Source organism: Neorhizobium huautlense (assembly GCF_030811685.1).
Classification (GTDB): Bacteria; Pseudomonadota; Alphaproteobacteria; order Rhizobiales; family Rhizobiaceae; genus Neorhizobium; species Neorhizobium huautlense_A.
Map to the genome: position 1 here is coordinate 71,396 of NZ_JAUSRF010000003.1, position 20,159 is coordinate 91,554.

At 59.9% G+C, this 20,159-nt stretch carries 16 protein-coding genes; 14 read left to right on the plus strand and 2 right to left on the minus strand.

All coding sequences use genetic code 11. From position 1 onward, the window contains the following. The first annotated feature begins 8 nt into the window (after nucleotides 1-8). Nucleotides 9-776, plus strand: coding sequence for a 5-oxoprolinase subunit PxpA (locus J2T09_RS05115; RefSeq protein ID WP_306831849.1), 768 nt, complete (start codon nucleotides 9-11; stop codon nucleotides 774-776). A 51-nt stretch (nucleotides 777-827) separates the two neighbouring features. Then, nucleotides 828-2,030: a pyridoxal phosphate-dependent aminotransferase gene (locus J2T09_RS05120; protein WP_306831852.1), complete on the plus strand. Its 1,203-nt coding sequence runs from the start codon at nucleotides 828-830 to the stop codon at nucleotides 2,028-2,030. Between the two features lie 25 nt (nucleotides 2,031-2,055). Here J2T09_RS05120 and nac read toward each other — a convergent pair whose 3' ends face one another. Next, entirely contained in the window at nucleotides 2,056-2,961 is a 906-nt protein-coding gene (nac, locus tag J2T09_RS05125; RefSeq protein ID WP_306831855.1) for a nitrogen assimilation transcriptional regulator NAC, read from the minus strand. A gap of 231 nt (nucleotides 2,962-3,192) precedes the next feature. Here nac and J2T09_RS05130 point away from each other — a divergent pair, with 231 nt between their 5' ends. The 10 genes from J2T09_RS05130 (at nucleotide 3,193) to J2T09_RS05175 (ending at nucleotide 11,196) form a co-directional block, all read left to right on the plus strand. Further along, nucleotides 3,193-3,966 (plus strand): SDR family oxidoreductase, encoded by a 774-nt coding sequence (locus J2T09_RS05130; RefSeq protein ID WP_306831857.1) that lies wholly within the window; start codon nucleotides 3,193-3,195, stop codon nucleotides 3,964-3,966. After that, entirely contained in the window at nucleotides 3,963-4,670 is a 708-nt protein-coding gene (locus J2T09_RS05135; protein WP_306831859.1) for an amino acid ABC transporter permease, read from the plus strand. Before J2T09_RS05130 ends, J2T09_RS05135 begins: the two co-directional genes overlap by 4 nt. Continuing rightward, a complete protein-coding gene (locus tag J2T09_RS05140; RefSeq protein ID WP_306831862.1) occupies nucleotides 4,667-5,425 on the plus strand; it encodes an amino acid ABC transporter permease in 759 nt (252 codons plus the stop codon). The genes J2T09_RS05135 and J2T09_RS05140 overlap by 4 nt, the downstream gene beginning before the upstream one ends. Then, nucleotides 5,422-6,189: an amino acid ABC transporter ATP-binding protein gene (locus J2T09_RS05145; protein ID WP_306831864.1), complete on the plus strand. Its 768-nt coding sequence runs from the start codon at nucleotides 5,422-5,424 to the stop codon at nucleotides 6,187-6,189. Before J2T09_RS05140 ends, J2T09_RS05145 begins: the two co-directional genes overlap by 4 nt. Nucleotides 6,190-6,225: 36 nt before the next feature. Further along, complete coding sequence (locus J2T09_RS05150; protein ID WP_306831867.1) at nucleotides 6,226-7,062, plus strand: ABC transporter substrate-binding protein; 837 nt, start codon at nucleotides 6,226-6,228, stop codon at nucleotides 7,060-7,062. A gap of 108 nt (nucleotides 7,063-7,170) precedes the next feature. Continuing rightward, nucleotides 7,171-7,845, plus strand: a complete 675-nt coding sequence (locus J2T09_RS05155; protein WP_306831868.1) for a 4-carboxy-4-hydroxy-2-oxoadipate aldolase/oxaloacetate decarboxylase — start codon at nucleotides 7,171-7,173, stop codon at nucleotides 7,843-7,845. A gap of 42 nt (nucleotides 7,846-7,887) precedes the next feature. Beyond that, the gene (locus J2T09_RS05160) at nucleotides 7,888-8,655 is read left to right on the plus strand and encodes an SDR family oxidoreductase (protein WP_306831870.1); all 768 of its coding nucleotides are present in this window, start codon (nucleotides 7,888-7,890) and stop codon (nucleotides 8,653-8,655) included. Continuing rightward, complete coding sequence (locus J2T09_RS05165) at nucleotides 8,624-9,187, plus strand: gluconokinase (RefSeq protein ID WP_306831871.1); 564 nt, start codon at nucleotides 8,624-8,626, stop codon at nucleotides 9,185-9,187. Before J2T09_RS05160 ends, J2T09_RS05165 begins: the two co-directional genes overlap by 32 nt. 19 nt (nucleotides 9,188-9,206) lie before the next feature. Next, nucleotides 9,207-10,154, plus strand: coding sequence for a 2-hydroxyacid dehydrogenase (locus J2T09_RS05170; protein ID WP_306831873.1), 948 nt, complete (start codon nucleotides 9,207-9,209; stop codon nucleotides 10,152-10,154). Nucleotides 10,155-10,164: 10 nt separating this feature from the next. After that, nucleotides 10,165-11,196 (plus strand): L-idonate 5-dehydrogenase, encoded by a 1,032-nt coding sequence (locus tag J2T09_RS05175; RefSeq protein ID WP_306831875.1) that lies wholly within the window; start codon nucleotides 10,165-10,167, stop codon nucleotides 11,194-11,196. An 84-nt stretch (nucleotides 11,197-11,280) separates the two neighbouring features. On the opposite strand, the gene J2T09_RS05180 is transcribed toward J2T09_RS05175, so the two are convergent. Then, nucleotides 11,281-14,412, minus strand: a complete 3,132-nt coding sequence (locus J2T09_RS05180) for a sensor domain-containing protein (RefSeq protein ID WP_306831877.1) — start codon at nucleotides 14,410-14,412, stop codon at nucleotides 11,281-11,283. A 773-nt stretch (nucleotides 14,413-15,185) separates the two neighbouring features. Between J2T09_RS05180 and J2T09_RS05190 the strand changes: the two genes are divergently transcribed. Further along, nucleotides 15,186-18,596, plus strand: a complete 3,411-nt coding sequence (locus J2T09_RS05190) for a S8 family serine peptidase (RefSeq protein WP_306831879.1) — start codon at nucleotides 15,186-15,188, stop codon at nucleotides 18,594-18,596. Then, nucleotides 18,589-20,151 (plus strand): MBL fold metallo-hydrolase, encoded by a 1,563-nt coding sequence (locus J2T09_RS05195; RefSeq protein WP_306831881.1) that lies wholly within the window; start codon nucleotides 18,589-18,591, stop codon nucleotides 20,149-20,151. The genes J2T09_RS05190 and J2T09_RS05195 overlap by 8 nt, the downstream gene beginning before the upstream one ends. The last annotated feature ends 8 nt before the right edge of the window (nucleotides 20,152-20,159 follow it).

The following is a 20,159-nucleotide window of genomic DNA, read 5'->3' on the forward strand; positions in this document are numbered from 1 at the left end:
AAAAAGGAATGAAGATCGATCTGAATTCCGACATGGGCGAGGGGTTCGGCCCCTATAGCCTGTGCGATGACGAGGCGATGATGAAGGTCGTATCCTCGGCCAATATCGCCTGCGGTTTCCATGGCGGCGATCCGGACACCATGGCCCGCATGGTGCGCCTTGCCAAGGCGAACGGCGTCGGCATCGGTGCTCACCCCGGTCTGCCGGATCGCGCCGGTTTCGGGCGTCGCGAAATTCCCTATTCCAACGATGAATTGCGCCAGCAGATGCTCTATCAATTGGGAGCGCTGAAGGCGATTGCCGCCAGCGAAGGCCAGCGTGTCGCGCATTTCAGCTTCCACGCGGCCATGGGCAACATGGTCAACCGCGACCCGAAACTGGCCGACCTGATGATGGATGCCATCCGCGCCGTCGATCCCGAACTGATCATCTTTGCCATGCCCGGCAGCGAGATCGAAGCTGCCGCCAGGCGCGCCTCGCTCAAGACCCTGCTGCTGTTCCTGGCGGACCGTGCCTATGACGCACAGGGGCGTCTCGTCGCGCGGGGATTGCCGGGCGCGCTGGTCAAGGATGAGGTGGCGGTGCGTGCCCGTGTGCGCCAGTTCCTCGTCGATCGAACCGTTGCGACGATTGACGGCGTAACCATCGCCATGCCGGCAAAGTCCATTCTCGTTCACAGTGATACGCCGGGTTCGCTCGAACTGGCGCGGATCGTTCGCAGCGAAATCGAGGTCGCCGGCGGCACGCTCGCACCTGCGTCGCAGGTTGCCGGCTGACGCCGCAGCTTTTCCCATTCCACCCAGAATTCAAAACCGGAAGACCAGATCATGCCCGCCATCGCCGACCGTTTGAAAAACGTCTCCATCTCCGCTTCCGCTGCGATGACGCAGCGTGCGCGCGAACTTGCCGCCCAGGGCATCAAGGTTGTCAGCCTGTCCTCGGGCGAGCCGGATTTCCCGACGCCTCCGCATGCCATCGAAGCTGCGTATGCCGCCGCACTCGCCGGTGACACGAAATACCCGACCATGGACGGCACGCCGGCCATGAAGGCGGCGATCATCCGCAAGTTCAAACGCGAAAACAACCTGACCTATGAGCCGAACCAGATCGTCGTTTCGGGCGGCGGCAAGCAGGTTATCTTCAATGCCGTTTTGGCCACCTGCAATCCGGGCGATGAAGTCGTCATTCCGGCGCCGTCCTGGGTCAGTTATGCCGATATCGTGAAATTTGCCGGCGGCGTGCCGGTATCGGTGCCGTGCCCGGAAAACGCCGGTTTCAAGCTGCGCGCCGAGGATCTCGAAGCGGCGATCACCCCGCGCACCAAGTGGCTGTTCCTGAATTTCCCGAATAACCCGACGGGTGCGGCCTGCTCGCGCGCGGAAATGGCAGCAATTGCCGAGGTCATGCTGCGCCATCCGCATGTGTGGATCCTGACAGACGATATCTACGAACACCTCGTCTATGACGGTTTCGAATTCTGCACGATCGCCGAGGTCGAGCCGCGCCTTTATGATCGCGTGCTGACCATGAATGGCGTGTCCAAGGCCTATGCCATGACCGGCTGGCGCCTGGGCTATTGCGGCGGTCCGAAAGACCTCATCGCCGCGATCAGCAATGTCAACGGCCAGAACAGCGGCGGTACTTCGACCCTGACGCAGGCCGCTGCCGTTGCCGCGCTGGATGGTCCGCAGGATCTGCTGAAGGAACGTTCATCGATTTACAAGACCCGTCGCGACTACGTGCTTGGTCGTCTTGCCGAAATCGAAGGCTTGCGCGCCCACAAGCCGGAAGGCGCATTCTACATTTTCCCGAACATGTCCGAACTGATCGGCAAGACCACCAAGGGCGGCCGCAAGATCGAGACCGATGTCGATTTCGTCATGGGACTGGTCGAGGAACACCATGTCGCCACCGTGCAGGGGGCGGCCTACGGCATGAGCCCGTATTTCCGTATTTCCTACGCGACGAGCATGGAAATGCTGGAAGAGGGCTGCAACCGCATTGCCCAGTACTGCAAGGACATGAAGTAAGCGGCTTTGATACCTGCCGTGACGGTCAGGCCTTCAGCCTGGCCGTCAACTCGACGAGAATATCCCTGACCGCGACGGCCGGCTGCGATAGCGGCGTCTGATCGGAAACGCAGAGCGACAAGGTTTCCTCGATCCTCGGGGAAACAAGCCGGCAAACCAGATTTTCTCCGGATTCGGCAATCAGCCGATCGGCAATTGCCTTGGGCATGATCGTCGCCCCAAGGCCACGATCGACGGAACGGCTGAGTGTTCTGACGATCTCCACTTCCGCCACCACTTTCAGCTCGACCTTGCTGCGTGAAAACGCGGTGTCGACCGCACGACGCACGAAATTGTAGGCTGGCGGCATCAGGAACGGCAGCCCGTCGAGCGCCGTCACCGGCACCGGCGCGTCGCCTGCTTCGATTGCAAAATCCGGATGTGCGACGACAAAAAACTCTTCCTTCAACAGCGGTTCGAAACGCACGCCCTTGATCGGACCAACACCGTGAATGAGCGCCATTTCGAGGCGGCCGTTCATGATCATCTGGCTATAGGTCTGGCCGACACTTTCGGTCAGGTGCAGCAGGATGCCCGGATGGCGTTTTCGCGTTTCCGCCAGAAGCTCGACTGAAAGAGTTGCAGCACTGCTGAATGGTACCAGACCGACAGACACGCGGCCGGCCAGTGACTTGCCCGCCGTTGCAACATCGGACTGTGCCTGCTCCATCTGCCGCAGGATGATCTGCGCGTGGCGATAGACTGCCTGGCCGGCATCGGTCATCGTCACGCCCTGCTGGCTGCGGATCAGCAGCTTCTGCCCGAAATGATCTTCGAGCGCTGCCAGCTGCTGGCTGAGCGCCGGTTGGGCAAGGTGAAGGATGTCGGCGGCGCGCGTAATGCTGCCGCTATCGACGATGACGATGAAGGATTTGAGGCGCCGGATATCCATTGTGGTCGATGCTGCCTGTGTTGTTGCCGCCTATTCGGACGCTTGCTGGAGGTTTACCAGCAGTCCTTTGGCGCATGAAGAGAGAACCTAGCTGATTGATTTGTAACGCGCAAATCACGCCTGCTGCAACATGCGTGCCTCTCCATAACGCTTCCTTATTAGCCCAAAACTAATCGGTCTTAGGCAAGTGAAAAAAGCTTCGCTAGTCTCATCTCAACAAAGGGGATCTGAATGCCGTTTTCCGATTACAAGACCGCTCTTGTCACTGGTGCCTCCTCGGGAATTGGCGCTGCTGTCGTGGAAAGACTGTGCCGCGAAGGCCTGGAGGTCTATGCGGTTGCCCGCAGTGCCGAGCCGCTGCGCGAACTTTCCGAACGCACCGGCTGCATCGCTCACGCGGTTGACGTGACCAACAGGGAAGCGCTCGCCGAACTGACCGGCCGCGTGGCATTCGACATTCTCATCAATAATGCCGGCGTCGATCGTCCGAAGAAATTCCTCGAAGCGGAAGAGGGCGATATCGATCTGCTGATCGACGTCAACCTGCGTGCCGTCCTGCACCTCTGCCGCATGGTCGTGCCGGGCATGGCAGAGCGTGATCGCGGTCACGTCATCAACATTTCCTCGATTGCCGGCAATTATAATTTCGGCGGCAACTCGACCTATCATGCCGTAAAGGCCGGCGTTGCAATGCTGTCGAACCAGTTGCGCATCGACACTTTTGGCAAGCGCGTGCGGGTAACGGAGATCTGCCCCGGCCGCGTCGCGACCGATATATTCAACCACGTCCACGGCAACGACCCGTCCATCCGCGAGCGCTTCATCGATGGTTTCGAATTGCCGCAGGCCTCCGATATCGCCGATGCGATCGCCTTCGCGATTGCCGCGCCCGTCGCAGTGAATATCGGCCATATGGAAATCACCCCGACGCTTCAGGTCATGGGCGGCCTGCAGACGGCCAAGCCGCAGACCCCTGCCGCCAGTTCCGAAGGGACCAAGCGGTGAGCGGGTTTGATCTTTCTGCAATCCTGACCAACCCGGAATACATCTCGATGCTCCTGCACGGCATCGAGATGACCTTCATCATCTATATCGGTTCATGGACGCTGGCGATGACGTTGGCCATCCTTCTCCTTGCGCTGCGCGTCTCGCCACTGCGCATCGGTGAGCCGATCGTAGCGGCCTATGTTTCGTATCATCGCAATGTGCCGACACTGGTTCAGTTGATGCTCTGGTATTTCGGCATTTTCACGCTGATGCCGCAGGGCCTGTCGGACTGGCTGGCAAACAACAATGCCGAAGCGATTTTTGCAGTCATCGGTCTTGGCCTGTGTCAGGCTGCCTATTTCAGCGAAGACCTTCGTTCCGGTCTGCGCTCGGTCAGCCCCGGGCAGATGGAGGCGGCACAGGCGCTTGGCCACGGTTACGCCTCGGCGATGCGTTTCGTGATCATGCCGCAGGGCGTGCGCAATGCGCTGCCACCGCTGATCAATCACAGTGTTTCGCTGTTCAAGAACAGCAGTCTTGCCATCGTCATCGGTGCGCCTGAACTGACCCATGCCGTCAAGGAAATCGAAAACATCAGTTTCCGCACCTTCGAAATCTACATGATCGGCACCGTCACCTATCTGTTCTTCTCGCTCATCATCATGGGTATCGGAGCCTATATCGCCATGCGAGCCGATCCGGCGCGGAGGGCACGCGCATGATCCACGATTTTATCGCCATCATTCAGGATTACTGGCTGCTTCTTCTGATCGGCCAATACCCGAACGGCCCGCTCGGCGGTCTCGCCAACACGCTCATCCTCTCGGCCCTGGCCATCGCTTTTGCCTTCCCGGTCAGCATCCTGATGGCGCTCGCCCGCCTGTCTAAATGGTGGTTCCTGCGCTGGCCGATGACCGCGCTGGTCTATGTCACCCGCGGCGTGCCGCTGCTGATGCTCATCCTGTGGTGCTATTTCGTCATTCCGCTCTGGACCGGTGCCGATGTGCCGAGCTTCCTGATCATGCTGGTGACGCTGGTCATCTATCAGGGCGCGTTTCTCAGCGAAGTTGTCCGCGCCGGCATTGTTTCGCTGGGGCAGGGCCAGATGGATGCGGCGCGTGCGCTCGGCCACGGTTACATGGGGGCGATGCGCTTCGTGATCCTGCCGCAGGCGCTCTACAACATGATCCCGAGCATGATCTCCACCTTCGTCTCGACGATCAAGGACACCACGCTCGGTTACGTCATCAACGTGCCCGACCTGACGTTTGCGGCAAGCCAGGTGAACAACCAGCTCCTGACGCAGCCTTTCCAGGTCTTCCTCATTCTCGCAGTGGTCTATTACATCCTCTGCTGGAGCCTGACTTATGTCGCCAACAGTGTCGAGCGACGGATCGCGCGCCGACGCGCCGGGCCGCGCAATCCACGCCTGCCGGCTGAAGCCGCGCCTCTCAAAACCATCACGGAGCAGCTATGAGCACCTCAGTTTCCGAACCGCAGGCCGCGCAGGCGATCCGCATTGCCGATGTGTGCAAGAGCTATGGCGATTATCAGGTCCTGAAGAACATCAATGCCGAAGTGGCACGTGGCGAAGTGGTGGTCATCTGCGGCCCGTCCGGCTCCGGCAAATCGACGCTGATCCGCACCGTCAACCGTCTCGAAGAGATCAACAGCGGTGGCATCAGCTTCGAGGGCCAGAATATCCACGCGGCAATGCGTTCAAGCGAACTCAACAAGCTGCGCAGCCGTATCGGCTTCGTTTTCCAGAGTTTCAACCTCTTTCCGCATCTCTCGGTCGTCGAGAACGTGTCGATGTCGCCGATCCGCGTGAAGGGCGTATCACCGGCTACCGCCCATGAAAAGGCGCTGAAACTGCTCGACCGCGTCGGTCTGGCCGACAAGGCAAATTCCTATCCCGGTCAGTTGTCCGGTGGCCAGCAGCAGCGCGTGGCGATCGCCCGTGCTCTGGCCATGGAACCGCCTGTCATGCTGTTCGACGAACCGACCAGCGCGCTCGATCCGGAAATGGTGGGTGAAGTGCTGAGCGTCATGAAAAGCCTGGCGGCCGAAGGCATGACCATGTTGTGCGTGACCCACGAAATGGGTTTTGCCCGCGATGTCGCCGATCGTATCTGGTTTATCGACGCCGGTGAAATTCTCGAAACCGCGCCTCCCGAAGAGTTTTTCAAGAATCCACGACATCCGCGCGCTCAGCGTTTCCTCGCTGATCTGCGGCACTGACTGCCTTCAACACAAAATAACAATGGAGAACAGCAAATGAACTGGAAATTCGCAACTCTCGCAGCCCTCGTCGCCAGCACCGCTGCCGTCGCGCCTGCCAAGGCAGATCAGCTTGCCGACATCCTGTCGGCCAAGAAGCTGCGCTGCGCAACCTTTGCCGACGTGCCGCCTTTCTCGGCGCCGGACCCGAAGACCCGTGAAATGGCCGGCTTCGACGTCGACCTTTGCAATGCCATCGCCAAGGAACTCGGCGTAACGGCGGAAGTAAAGCCGGTGTCGGTCGAGGCCCGCGTGCCGGAAGTCAAACTTGGCCGCGTCGATATCACCGTTGCCAACCTTGCCTATACCCAGAGCCGCGCTGAACAGATCCAGTTCAGCGATCCCTATTACCTCGCCAAGGAAATGCTGATCGTTCCGACCACGGACGAAGGCAAGGCAAAGGCGGATTATGTCGGCCAGCGCATCGCTTCGGCCAAGGGTTCGACGTCGGAAATGTCGATCAAGCTCAACAAGTCCGAGCCGCTGACCTTCCAGGATACAGCGTCCGCCTATCTCGCCGTTCAGCAGGGCAAGGCGCGCGGCATGGTCGCCAACACGATGACGACGACGAAGTTCGTCAACGAGTCGAAAAGCCGCGGCAAGGAAATGCGCATGATCGAGGAGCCGATGCTGTACCAGCCGATCGGTATCGGCATGCAGAAGGACCAGCCGGCGCTGACCGCCAAGATCAACGAAATCCTGCGCAAGCTGGACGCCGATGGCGAGATCAACAAGATCTGGGACAAGTGGCTCGGTCAGGGCACCGAATACAAGATGACCCGCACCGACAAGGTCGTCCCGCTGTCCGAACTGAAGTTCGACCCGATCCCGTAATCCAGCGGCGCATAGCGCCTCGGATTTCAATTCATCCACAATCGAAGAATTGCCGACGGCGGCAGTCTTGCCGCCGTGCGGTTCATCTATGGCCTCGAGGAGGGCCCAATGGCACATATCAAAGACATTCCGGAACGTCCTTCCAACGAGGATCTGGCAGCGCTTTCAAAATTTTCGCCCGCCACCATTCATGAGGCGCAAGGGCGTCGCGGCGCGCTGTCGTCTCGCCTGAAGCCGGTCGATTACCGCATGAAGCTTTGCGGCCCGGCCTTCACCGTGAAATCCTCGCCGCGTGACAACATCATGCTGCAGCTGGCGATCAACTACGCCAAGCCGGGCGACATCATCGTCGTTTCCGCCGGAGAGTATGAGGAAGCCGGCTCTTTCGGCGACGTGCTGGCCAATGCCTGCCTCGCAAAGGGTATCGGTGGCCTTGTGACGGATACCGGCGTGCGCGATACGCTCCAGCTTCGCGAGCTGGGCTTCCCGGTGTTCTCGCTCAGCACCTGCATCAAGGGTACCGTCAAGGAAACCATTGGTACGACCAATGACAGCATCATCGTCGGCGGTGAGATTATCAATCCCGGCGATGTCATCGTTGGCGATGCCGATGGCCTGGTTGTCGTGCGTCGGAATGAAGTGGCAGAAGTCGCGAAACTTTCGCAGGCGCGTGAAGATGCCGAGGCAGGATTTATCCAGGCTTACAAGAATGGTGCTACGGTCATCGAAGTCAGCAAGCTCGAGCCGGTCCTGAAAGCGAAGGGTCTGGTCGTCGATATCTGACGACAACACGAACCCTGATCTTCACATGTGCCGGAGGTACGAATGACTTTCCCCCTTTTTGATCTTTCGGGCCTTCGTGCGCTCGTGACTGGCTCCTCGCAGGGTATCGGTTTCGCTTTGGCGGAAGGGCTTGCGGCCCATGGCGCCGAAGTGGTGCTGAATGGCCGCGACAGGGCAAAACTCGATGCGGCGGTCAACCAGTTGACTGCCGCAGGTGCAAAAGTGTCGGCATCCGATTTCGACGTGACCGATGCCGAAGCGGTGCGCAAGGGTGTAGACGAGATCGAAACCCGCATCGGGCCGATCGATATCCTCGTCAACAATGCCGGCATGCAGTTCCGCACCCCGCTTGAGGATTTTCCGGTCGACCGCTGGGAGCAGTTGCTGAAGACCAATGTCTCCAGCGTGTTTTACGTCGGCCAAGCGGTTGCGAAACACATGATCGGTCGCGGTCGCGGCAAGATCATCAACATCGCCTCGGTGCAGAGTGAGCTCGCCCGTCCGGGCATCGCGCCCTACACGGCCACCAAGGGTGCGGTCAAAAACCTGACGCGCGGCATGTGCACCGACTGGGCCAAACATGGCCTGCAGGTCAACGCGCTCGCACCCGGTTATTTCAAGACGCCGCTCAATCAGGCACTGGTCGACAGCGCGGAGTTCTCGTCCTGGCTGGAAAAGCGCACGCCGGCTGCCCGCTGGGGCAATGTCGATGAACTGGTCGGTGCCGCAGTGTTCCTCTCCGGCAAGGCTTCCTCTTTCGTGAATGGACACACGCTTTATGTCGACGGCGGCATCACCACGTCCCTCTGAAACTGCCGGTGTCATTGGGCCGATCGTCGTGATGGGGGTCTCCGGCTGCGGCAAGACATCCGTCGGCGAAAGGCTTGCGTCCATGCTCGGCTGCCGCTTCATCGAGGGCGACAGCCGTCATCCTGTCGCAAATGTCGAGAAGATGCGCCAGGGCATTCCGCTCGACGATGCCGACCGCTGGCCCTGGCTGGACGTGCTTGGCGCCGAGCTCGGCGAGGATGCGCGGACAATCATCTCCTGCTCTGCGCTGAAGCGGTCCTATCGCGACCTGTTGCGGGTAAGGGCAGGGCGGCAGATGACTTTCGTGTTTCTGCAAGGAACACGAACACTGCTTGTATCGCGCATGGGAGCGCGCGCAGGGCATTACATGCCGCTGTCGCTGCTGGACAGCCAGCTGGCAACGCTCGAACTGCCGATTGGCGAGCGCGACGTGGTGACGGTCGAAATCGACCAGCCGCTTGAACGGATCGTCTCCGACGCCATCGCCCGCATCACCGCGACCGGTTTTGCGTCGGCAAGACACAATCAATAAAATCATCATGGAGGAAACGGTGACCAAGCCGGAAATTCTGCTCGTCGGCCCTTACCCGGAATGGGATCTGGTCGAACTCGAAGCGCAATACGCAGTGCGCAAGCTTTATGAGGCAGACGATCGCGAGGCGTTCCTGAAACTGCATGGGCCCAATATCCGCGCCGTCGCCACCCGTGGCGAACTCGGTGCTGCAGCCGGCCTGATCGTCAAGCTGCCGAAGCTCGAGGTCATCTCGGTCTACGGCGTCGGTTACGATGCGGTCGACCTGCAGGCCTGCCGCGAGCGCGGCATCCGCGTTACCAACACGCCCGACGTTCTGACCAATGACGTGGCCGATCTCGGTGTGGCCATGATGCTCGTGCAGTCGCGCGGCATGATCGGTGCGGAAACCTGGGTGAGGGACGGCAGCTGGGAAGCCAAGGGGCTTTACCCGCTGAAACGTCGCGTATGGGGCCGCAAGGCCGGCGTGCTCGGGCTTGGCCGCATCGGCTTCGAAGTTGCCAAGCGCCTGAAGGGTTTTGACATGGATATCGCCTATAGCGATGTCAGCGCAAAACCCTATGCCGAGGGCATGATCTTCATTGCCGATCCGGTCGAACTTGCCCGGCACGCGGACTTCCTGTTCGTGACGCTCGCCGCCTCGGCAGCCACGAAGCATATCGTCTCGAAGGACGTGATCGAGGCACTTGGACCGGAAGGCATGCTGATCAACATCTCGCGTGCCTCCAATATCGATGAGGAAGCGCTCTTGTCGGCGCTGGAAAGCGGTGCGCTCGGCTCTGCTGCACTCGACGTGTTCGAGGGCGAACCGAAGCTCAATCCGCGCTTCCTGAAACTCGACAACGTGCTGGTGCAGCCGCATCACGCGTCTGGCACGATCGAGACCCGCAAGGCGATGGGCAAGCTGGTGCGCGACAATCTCGCCGCGCATTTTGCCGGCGCCGCCCTGCCGACACCGGTATTGTAAGGAGAGTGCCATGAAAGCCGTCGTCATTCATTCAGCCAAGGATTTGCGGGTTGAAGAGCGGGAGGTCGAAAGCCTCGGTGCAGGACAGGTAGAGGTCGCCATCGAGGCGGGCGGCATCTGCGGTTCGGACCTGCATTATTACAATCACGGCGGTTTCGGCACCGTGCGCGTTCGCGAGCCGATGATCCTCGGCCACGAGGTTGCGGGCACGATCAAGGCGCTGGGCGAAGGTGTTTCCGGTCTTGCCGTCGGCGATCGGGTGGCAGTTTCGCCCAGCAGGCCTTGCAGCCATTGCGAATATTGCCTCAAGGGCCAGCAGAACCACTGCCTGAACATGCGCTTTTACGGCTCGGCCATGCCGATGCCGCATATCCAGGGCGCGTTCCGCCAGCGATTGGTGGCTGAAGCTTGGCAGTGCCACAAGGTGGCCGACGGCGTGTCGATCAACGAGGCGGCGATGGCGGAGCCGTTCGCCGTCACCCTGCACGGCGTCAACCGCGCCGGCCCGTTGACCGACAAGCGTGTTCTGGTGACCGGCTGCGGCCCGATCGGGGCGTTGGCCATCATCGCCGCGCGTGCCCACGGTGCCCGTGAGATCGTTGCCACCGATGTGATGGGCGCGGTTCTGGCGAAGGCGCTTGAGGTCGGGGCTGACCGCGTCATCAACGTTGCCGAAAACCCGGAAGAGCTGTCTGCCTATGCGGCGGGCAAGGGGTATTTCGACGTGCAGTTCGAGGCATCCGGCAATGAGCGGGCTGTGCGCTCGGGTCTCGAAGTCCTGCGTCCGCGTTCGACCGTGGTGCAACTGGGCCTCGGCGGCGATGTCTCCATTCCGCAGAACATGGTGGTTGCCAAGGAAATCGAGATGAAGGGCACGTTCCGTTTCCACGAGGAGTTCGGATTGGCCGTCGATTTGATCGGCAAGCGCCGTGTCGACCTCAAGCCGTTGATGACCGGAACCTTCCCTCTTGAAGACGCAATCCACGCATTCGAGACGGCTGGCGACAGAAGCCGCTCCATGAAGGTGCAACTGTCGTTCTGATGTGCATCGAGCCGAGGTAGGCGATCATAGCGGCGAACGGTTCAGAGCAGCGTCGCATTGATAACCGGAAAGCCGGGACGACAATTACGCGGATCTTTTTGAAAGAAGTGCGGGAACTTCTTTGGCTGATCGTGGCGGGGTGGATAGAAATGCCTGCAGCTTGGCGTTCCGGTCGAGCCGAAGGCTCAGGCGTTTTCTGACATCTTCCGGCGAATGGCCGTTATCGGCAACGTCGAGTGCGGCCTCGATCTTGGCGATCTCCTTCAGGCTCTCATGCGTCTGCCGCTCGAGATTGGCTCTTGTCCGCTCGTCGATCTGGACGTAATCGACCGGCCAGGCTTCGCGTCCGCTTGTCGCGTCTTCGCCGACAAGTTGGCCCGCGACAACGATGCAAACGCCGAGTTTCTTGAGCGCCTCGAGTTCGTTGCGCAGATGCACGATCTCGCTGGTGCCGATGCCCTGGCCAATACGCAGTTCCAGCCGCTTTGCCGGGAGGCCGGTTTCACGCAGGGCCAGTTTGACTGTTCTCGGCAGGTCACCGCTCATGAACTGCACCGGCGAGACAGCGACCGACACGACGATCAGCGGCCAGTCGAGCGCCGCCTTGCAGGCTGCACGCAACGTCCAGTCGCCCAGCGGGACGATCAGGCCGCTCTCTTCCGCGAGCGGAAGGAAGCGGTCGGCCGTGAGGTTGCCGCGATCCGGATGATCCCATTCGACCTGCGTTTCGACAGCATCGAGAACACCATCCTCCGCTCTGAAACGCGGTTGGAAGAACAGCCGGAACTGATGTGCCTTGATGCCGAACTGCATTTCGTGCGCCAGGTGGCGGTCTTCTTCCTTGCGATGATCGTCCGGGTCGGAGAAGAAACTGTATGTGCCCTTCTGGCCGCCTTTCGAGCGGTAGAGCGCGACGTCTGCGAAGCGCAGCAATTCGTCCTCGGCCTTTGCATCGTGCGGAGCCTGAGCGATGCCGATCGAAAGGCCGACCGTCAGGCTGCTGCTGTCGTGGCGGATCGGGTCCTTGACGACGCTGATGAGGCGGGTTGCGAGGGCTGCTGCCTTTTCACGCGAAAGATCGGGGGCTGCAACGACGAATTCGTCGCCGCCGACACGCGCCACGATCTGGTCGGCCTCAAGCGTCAGCTTCAGGCGCGCCGCGATTTCCTTGAGCACATGGTCGCCGACATGGTGGCCAAAAGTGTCGTTGATCGGCTTGAAGTGATCGAGGTCGAGATAAAGCAGCGAGAGCTTTGCGTCGATAGCCTGAAGGTTCTTACGCATGAAATCGGCAAGGCCCATCCGGTTGGGCAGCCCGGTCAGGCCGTCATGCAGAACCTCCTGCCGCGCCTTTGACAGATCTGCTGCAAGCGCCACGTCGGCAGTGATGTCGGTGGCGATCTTGACGATCTTGAAGGGCTTGCCGTTGAGGTCGAGGATCGGGTTGTAGGATGCCTGTATCCAGACCTCGCGCCCATCCTTGCCGGTGCGGCGAAATTTGGATGACAGGAAGGTGCCGTCACGCAGGTTCTTCCAGAACAGCCTGTATTGCTCGCTTTCGGCAAAGCTGGGTTCGACGAGAATGCTGTGATGCTGGCCGAGGATTTCGTCGAGCGCATAACCCATGGCGTGGAGAAAGTTGTCGTTAGCGTCGAGCAGGATGCCGTCCATGTCGAAGGTGACAACGCATTGCGAACGGCTGATCGCCGCAATCTGGCCTTCGTGATCACCCTGCCGCAGTTTTTCGGCCGTGACATCGACGGCATTCTTGACGATCTTGAATACCCGCCCGTTCATGTCGAAGATCGGATTGTAGCTTGCCTGCAGCCAGATCTCCGTTCCGTCCCGGCAAATGCGCTTGAACTCGCCGCTCTGGTGTTCTCCGGCTGAGAGGCGGCGCCAGAAATCCAGATAGGTCGCAGCCTCCCGATCCTCGTGCGGCACGAACATGCGGTGGTGCTGGCCGCGGACGTCCGAAAGGCGGTAGCCGGTCAGGGTCAGAAAGTTGTCGTTGGCATCGATGATCGTGCCGTCGAGGCCGAAAGAAATGACGCTTTGCGATTTGTGGATTGCGGCGATCTGACCCTGATGGTCCGCTTGTCGCAGTTTTTCGCGGGTGATCACCGTCGCGTATTTGACGACCTTGAAGGGGTTTCCATACTGGTCGAAGACCGGATTGTAGGTGGCCTGTAGCCACAATTCGCGGCCCGACTTGCCGATACGTTTAAACTCGCCCGACCGGTGACGCCCCTCCCCGAGATCGCTCCAGAAGATTTCGTATTCCAGTCCATGCGCATAGGATGGATCGACGAACATGCGATGGTGGCGTCCTGCAATCTCTTCCAGCCTGTAGCCGACAGCCCGCAAGAAATTGTCGTTGGCATCGACGATCGTGCCGTCCATGTCGAACGTGACGACGCTCTGGGACTTGTGAATGGCGGCGATCTGGCCTTCGTAATCGGCCTGGCTCAGCTTTTCCGCCGTCACATCGGTTGCGTATTTGACAACCTTGAATGGCTTTCCGTCGGAATCGAGAACAGGGCTGTAAGTTGCGCGCAACCACACCGGGCGGCCATTCTTGTCCAGTCGCCGAAATTCGCCGGCCTTGAAATGACCTTCGCCGAGCGCCTCCCAGAATGCCGTGTATTCGGGCGATGCGACATCGTCTGCATCGACAAACATGCTGTGGTGGCGACCGACGACATCGGCAAGGCCATATCCCATTGTCTGCAGGAAATGCGGGTTTGCATCGATGATCGTGCCGTTGAGGGCGAAATGGATGACAGCCTGCGACGTGTTGATTGCGGCGATCTGACCGCCTTCATCTTCTGTGCGACGTGTCTGCTCGGTAATGTCGCGCAGAAGGACGACGACTTCCTCGACCTTGCCGGTCGCATCCTTCACGGGATGGAAGAAGGCTTCCGCCACCATTTCGGTTCCATCACGCGTCACGCGTCTGATGTCGCCGTGAAACGGAGTGCCGTTTTCGAAGACCTGGCGAATTGCCTCCTCGGTTTTCGGATCGGGATCGGAGGGAAGAAATATGCTCCTGCTGCGGCCGGCAAGATCCCAGGCGCGATAGTCGAACATGGTCAGAAACAGCATATTGGTGCGAAGTATCGTTCCGTCGGCCGATATCGCGATGCGTGCCATGGTTTGTTCGAAGGCAGCAATATCGCTCTGTGTCGAAACGTCGTCTGTAACCTGCTGAAGCATCAAGGCGCCATGATAGTGTGTCGCTGCAATCGGATTGCGCGATCCTCGAGAGCATTCGGCCCCCACCGAAATAACATTTGGCAAAATTAGCGTTCAAGATTGTAGATTAAGTAAATGGAACGGCTGACGACGAACGCTATGTAATCAGAGCTGTCGTTACGATCCCCTCGATTAAGTAGTCGAGGCCCATAAGGACAGGTCGGCTTTGCGGTTCATCCGCCGCGATGGGTGGTCGCGCTTCTTTGTCTGGATCAGCCGTAACCGGCTGCTCTGGAAAACCGGGAAGCGACAATCAAGCCCCGAGGCGTTCCTTCATGCTGCGTCCGTGATGACACTCATCAGACGTATCGCAGGGCAATCATGAGTTTTCGAACGAATTCTATTTTTGGTAGCAACTATTGGCGACTCCCTTTTGGGTTGACTATTGTTTGTTACAAGATCAGATTTTCTTTGAGGGAGCCGACGTTTCATCGCGGTGAATGTTTCAGCTGGGGGGCTAAGACATGACGGGTATTGCAGGTCTACTTATCAAGGTCGCAGGCGACGGTTCCGGGTTCACGAAGAACAAGCGAACTCTCGGTATAAAAGCGGATGCGGTAGAAACGATCTTGAGCATGCCTGCCGAGCCGGCACCCGGAATGGCAGCCCAGGCAGGGCAAGGTGCCACGTGGCTCAAGATAGGTGCGGATTTCAGGGACTCGCAAAATCCATGGGACGACGCCCACGCCGTCTTTGATCGCGGGTCGGCCTTTGCCGCCGCGGGTGGCACGCCGATGCTGGCGATTGAACCAGATCTGGCGCAGCAATGGGATTACGAAGGTGCCAATGGCGATCTCGGCATTGCGGCAAGCGCGAGCCCGGTGTGCGTTTTCAACGATCAGGACGGCAGCGGCCGGAAGGCGGTCAATAAGGGAGTGCCAGCCTGGAATGCCGGTGCGGCCTTCAGTCAGTTCGAGGCGGCTCGTCGTGAGGTCGGCAGCAAGCAGGAAAGAATTCTCGTTGCTCACCTCGATACGGGCCTTGATCCGAGACATCAGACCCTACCCGCAGGGCTCGTCAACAAGGCGCTCTGGCGCAATTTCGTCGATGACGGGCATGGTCCGAATGATGCGGTCGATCATGCGCCCGCGGGCACGCTGACCAGCAATCGTGGGCACGGCACCGGGACGCTCAGCCTGCTTGCCGGCAACCGGCTGAATGGCACCTCACCGGGCTGGCCGGGATTTTCCGATTATGTGGGCGGCGCTCCCCTCGTGCAGATCATTCCGGTGAGAGTGGCAGACTGGGTTGTGCGTTTCAGTACCTCGACACTCGTGCAGGGTTTCGATTACGCCCGCCAGCAGGGCGCTCATGTGCTTTCCATGAGCATGGGTGGTCTTTCCTCGGCAGCGCTCGTCGATGCCGTCAATCTGGCCTATGAGCACGGCGTGGTAATGGTCACCGCTGCCGGTAACAATTTTGCCGGGTGGCCTACACCCAAGAGCATTGTTTTTCCGGCTCGATACCAGCGCGTGCTGGCGGCCTGTGGCGTCATGAGCGACGGCCGTTCCTATTCCGGGCTGGAATCAGGAACGATGCAAGGCAATTACGGCCCCGACAGCAAAATGGCCACGGCGTTGGGGGCATATACGCCGAACGTTCCCTGGGCGGAAATCGACTGCGGCAAGATCGTCGACATGGACGGTGCCGGCACCTCTGCCGCGACGCCACAGATTGCCGCCGCTGCTGCCCTGTGGCTGGCGCAACACTGGGACACGGTGAAGCAATATCCCGAGCCTTGGATGCGCGTCGAGGCGGTTCGCCACGCGCTGTTCTCAAAAGCCCTGAAATCGACTGCCAAAATGAACGCGCAGGAAACCCGGGAAAAAATCGGACAGGGCGTCCTTCGGGCGCAGGACGCGCTTTCCGTATTGCCGCTGGCCGCGAACAAGCTGAAGAAACTGAAGCCCGCGAGCGACTCCTGGAGTTGGCTCAATCTCCTGATCGGTGGCGGCGTCAGCTTGGCGCCGGACGGACCACAGGTGCGTCAGAAACAACAGATGCTCGCGCTTGAGTTGACACAGATGGCGCAGCGTGTCGCTTCTGTCGACCAGGCGATCTCCGATCCGGATGCGGATCCGGCGCAAATATCGGCCGCCGCCCGTAATCGTTATCTGGAGGCCGCCCTTGATGAGGGCAATCCGTCCAGGCCCCTGCGCGCCGTGCTGGAGGCCGCTCTCGGTCGAGCCGCCACGGGCTCCGCGTTTGTATCATCCAAGCCCGCAACCCCGAGGGTCCTGCGCAAGCCTCGGGCCGTTTCACCGCCGGCACGGCGGTTGCGCGTCTATGCGCTCGATCCTTCGGTCGGGAAGAGGGTAGAATCGGTTGCAGTCCACCAAGCGACCCTTTCGGTGCCATGGGATGATGACCGGCCTGATGGGGGCCTCATGCCCGGCCCGGTCGGTGAATATATCGAAGTGGTCGATGTCGATCCGGCTTCAAACCGAGTCTATGATCCCGTCGACCTCAATGACAAGCACCTGCTCGCCCAGGATGGTCTTGCGCCGTCGGAAGGCAATCCGCAATTCCATCAGCAGATGGTCTATGCCGTAGCGATGACGACGATCGGTCATTTCGAGCGGGCGCTGGGGCGCCGTGCTCTCTGGGCGCCGCGTTATGTCAGCCATGTCGGGGCCGATGGCCAGTCGAGGTTGGAGGGGCATGAAGTGCCGCGCCTGCGCATTTATCCGCACGGGTTGCGTATGGAAAACGCCTATTACAGCCCGGACAAGAAGGCCCTGTTGTTCGGTTATTTTCCGGCCAGCAACGACGGGCGGGACACGACGGCGCCGGGTTCGATGGTCTTCTCTTGCCTGTCCTTCGACATCATCGTCCACGAGACCTCGCATGCCCTGCTGGATGGCTTGCATCGCCGATTTCAGGAGGCCTCAAATCCGGATGTGCCTGCATTTCACGAGGGTTTCGCCGATATCGTTGCGCTCTTCCAGCATTTCACCATGAAGGAACTCGTCAGCTTCGAGATCGCGCGAACACACGGCAATCTGTCGGCCGTCAATCTCCTGTCGGGCCTCGCTCTCCAGTTCGGAGAAGGAAGCGGCCGTTCCGGGCCTCTGCGCGATTATGCCAAGCCCAAGATGGACGAACTCGATTATGACAAGACCTTCGCGCCCCATGACAGGGGTTCCATACTCGTCTTTGCGGTCTACGACGCCTTCCTGGCCATTGTCGCACGGCGCGTGGATAACCTTGTCCAGCTTGCAACGGGAGGGAGCGGCATCCTGCCAGCCGGCGCCCTGCATCCGGGTCTGGTCGAACGTCTGACGGAAGACATCGTGAAAACGGCGCGCAGCATGCTCGACATGTGCATTCGGGCGCTCGACTACTGCCCGGCGGTCGACATCACATTCGGCGAATATCTGAGGGCCGTGATCACGGCCGATCTCGATCTGTTTCCCGAGGATACTTATAACTATCGGCTGGCCTTCATGGATGGCTTCCGCAAGTGGAAACTTCTGCCGCGCGACGTAAGGACCGTTTCTGAGGAGACGCTGACCTGGGATACACCGGCGGTTGATACGCCATGGCTGGCAAAAATCCTTGAAGACATCGACCTCGCCTGCAATCGGAAGCCCACCCGATCGGAGCTATTCAAGCTTAACGAGGTTAACCGCTATAAGCTGTTCAAGGCGCTGAAAAAGGTGTTCCGGGAAGACCCGGAGCTTTATGCGCATTTCGGCCTGCTGCCCGACCTGCCGCGTTACAAGGGCGATGGGACATTGCTCAAGAAGCCCGGCGAGGGCGAGACGACCTTCGATGTTTTCGGCGTGCGGCCTACACGCCGCGTCGAACCGGACGGATCGTTCCGCACCGAGGTGATCGTCACGATCCAGCAGCGTGTTCCGTTGCGAATGGATGGTACGATGGCGCTCGAGGGCGTGAAAGCTGGCGAGGAATTCCTCTGGTTCCGCGGAGGCGCCACGGTGATCATCGATCCGCGCAAGGGGCAGGAGGAAATCCGTTACGCCATCGTCAAGAACACGGGAAGCGACGCGCGCCGGCAGCGGCAGGCGAAGGATGCCGCGGCCCATTACATGTCGCCGCTGAGAGCCTTATATTTCGGGGAAACCAAGTCCGAACCGTTCGCCATGCTGCATGCAGATCATGGAGGACATGACCATGGCTAAGGCGCCTGCAAAGACAAGAAAAAGGGCGGCCGCGAATGCATCAGCTGCGGCTGCCGCGGTGACCGGCGATCTTCCCGCCGTCACCGTTCGCCATTATTGCCAGGGCATCGGTGACAGTCATCTCCTGACCTTCCGCAAGTCCGACGGTTCCCTGTTTCGGATGCTGATCGACTGCGGCGTTCACACCTCCATTACCGGCGGTGGAGATCTCATCCGGGATATAGCAGCCGATATCAGTGACGAGACAGGTGGAAAGATCGACGTTCTGGTGGTGACACACGAACATTGGGACCACGTATCCGGTTTTACCAGTGCGGCACAGATTTTTCACAAGGACAAATTCGCCGTCGATGAGGTCTGGATGGCTTGGAGTGAAAACCCCAAGGATCCAGATGCCATTGCGTTCGACAGGTTCAAGGCCCAGGCTCTTTCTGCGCTGCAGGGCGCGAGCGCGATGCTGGATGCCGTCAAAGGACCGGAAAACTATATAGGGGGGCTGCGCAATGGACTGAACTCTGTTCTGGGGTTCCAGTTCGGAGCAGCCGGCGAAAAGGTTCGGGCGGCCCGGGATGCCGCTGCGGCACTCTCGAAAAAGCAGCCGCCTGTTTATCTGGGGCCCGAAATCGCGCCTTTCTCGATTCCCGGCTTGCCGAATATGCGCATCTACGTGCTTGGCCCGCCACGCAGCAAGGATGCACTGAAGCTCGAGAGCAGGGCGAGTGAGCAATATCCACTGGCCTCCGACAGTGCTCCTCAATTCCTGAAGCCCCTGCGTGCAGCGCTGGATGCCAACAATGGGGACGGTCGCGCCTATTCCGCAGATGATGCATGCCCTTTCGATCCGCATATCGGAACGCCGCTTTCCGACATCCTGAATGGAAATATCGATGGAGGCATATCCGATTTCGTTCGAAGACATTACTCCGAAAACCTGCCGGCAACCGGTCCCGAGCCCGACGGCGACGACGCGCCGGTGAGGGGCCAGTCCTGGCGCCGGATCGACGCAGATTGGCTGGGCATTGCCGCCGATCTTGCCTTGCAACTCGACCGTGGCGTCAACAATACAAGCCTCGTGCTGGCCTTTGAAATGATCGACACCGGACGTGTCTTCCTGTTTCCGGGCGATGCGCAGATCGGCAACTGGCTAAGCTGGAAGGATGCCAAATGGACAATCGGGCAAACGGAAGTCAGCGCTGCCGATCTGATGGCGCGTACGGTCTATCTCAAGGTGTCGCATCACGGCAGTGAAAACGCGACGCCCGACAGAAACGGACTTGGCCTGATGACGAACCCGGATCTTTCGGCATTCATCCCGACGAACAAGGAGGATGCGGTGAAGGTCCGGTGGCACGCTATGCCCTACGATGCGATATTGCATGCCCTTTCAACCAGGACCAGCGGCCGCGTTATCCGTGCCGACGACGCGTGGCTGGCCACTGATAATGGCAGGCCCGATTTCGCCTGCCCGTCCGGATCCATTCTTGCTATCCGCAGTTGTGCCCGCGATCCGAAACGTGGCCCCGGCGGACTGTGGGTCGAGGTCGATCTCGCTTAGGTTCGCGA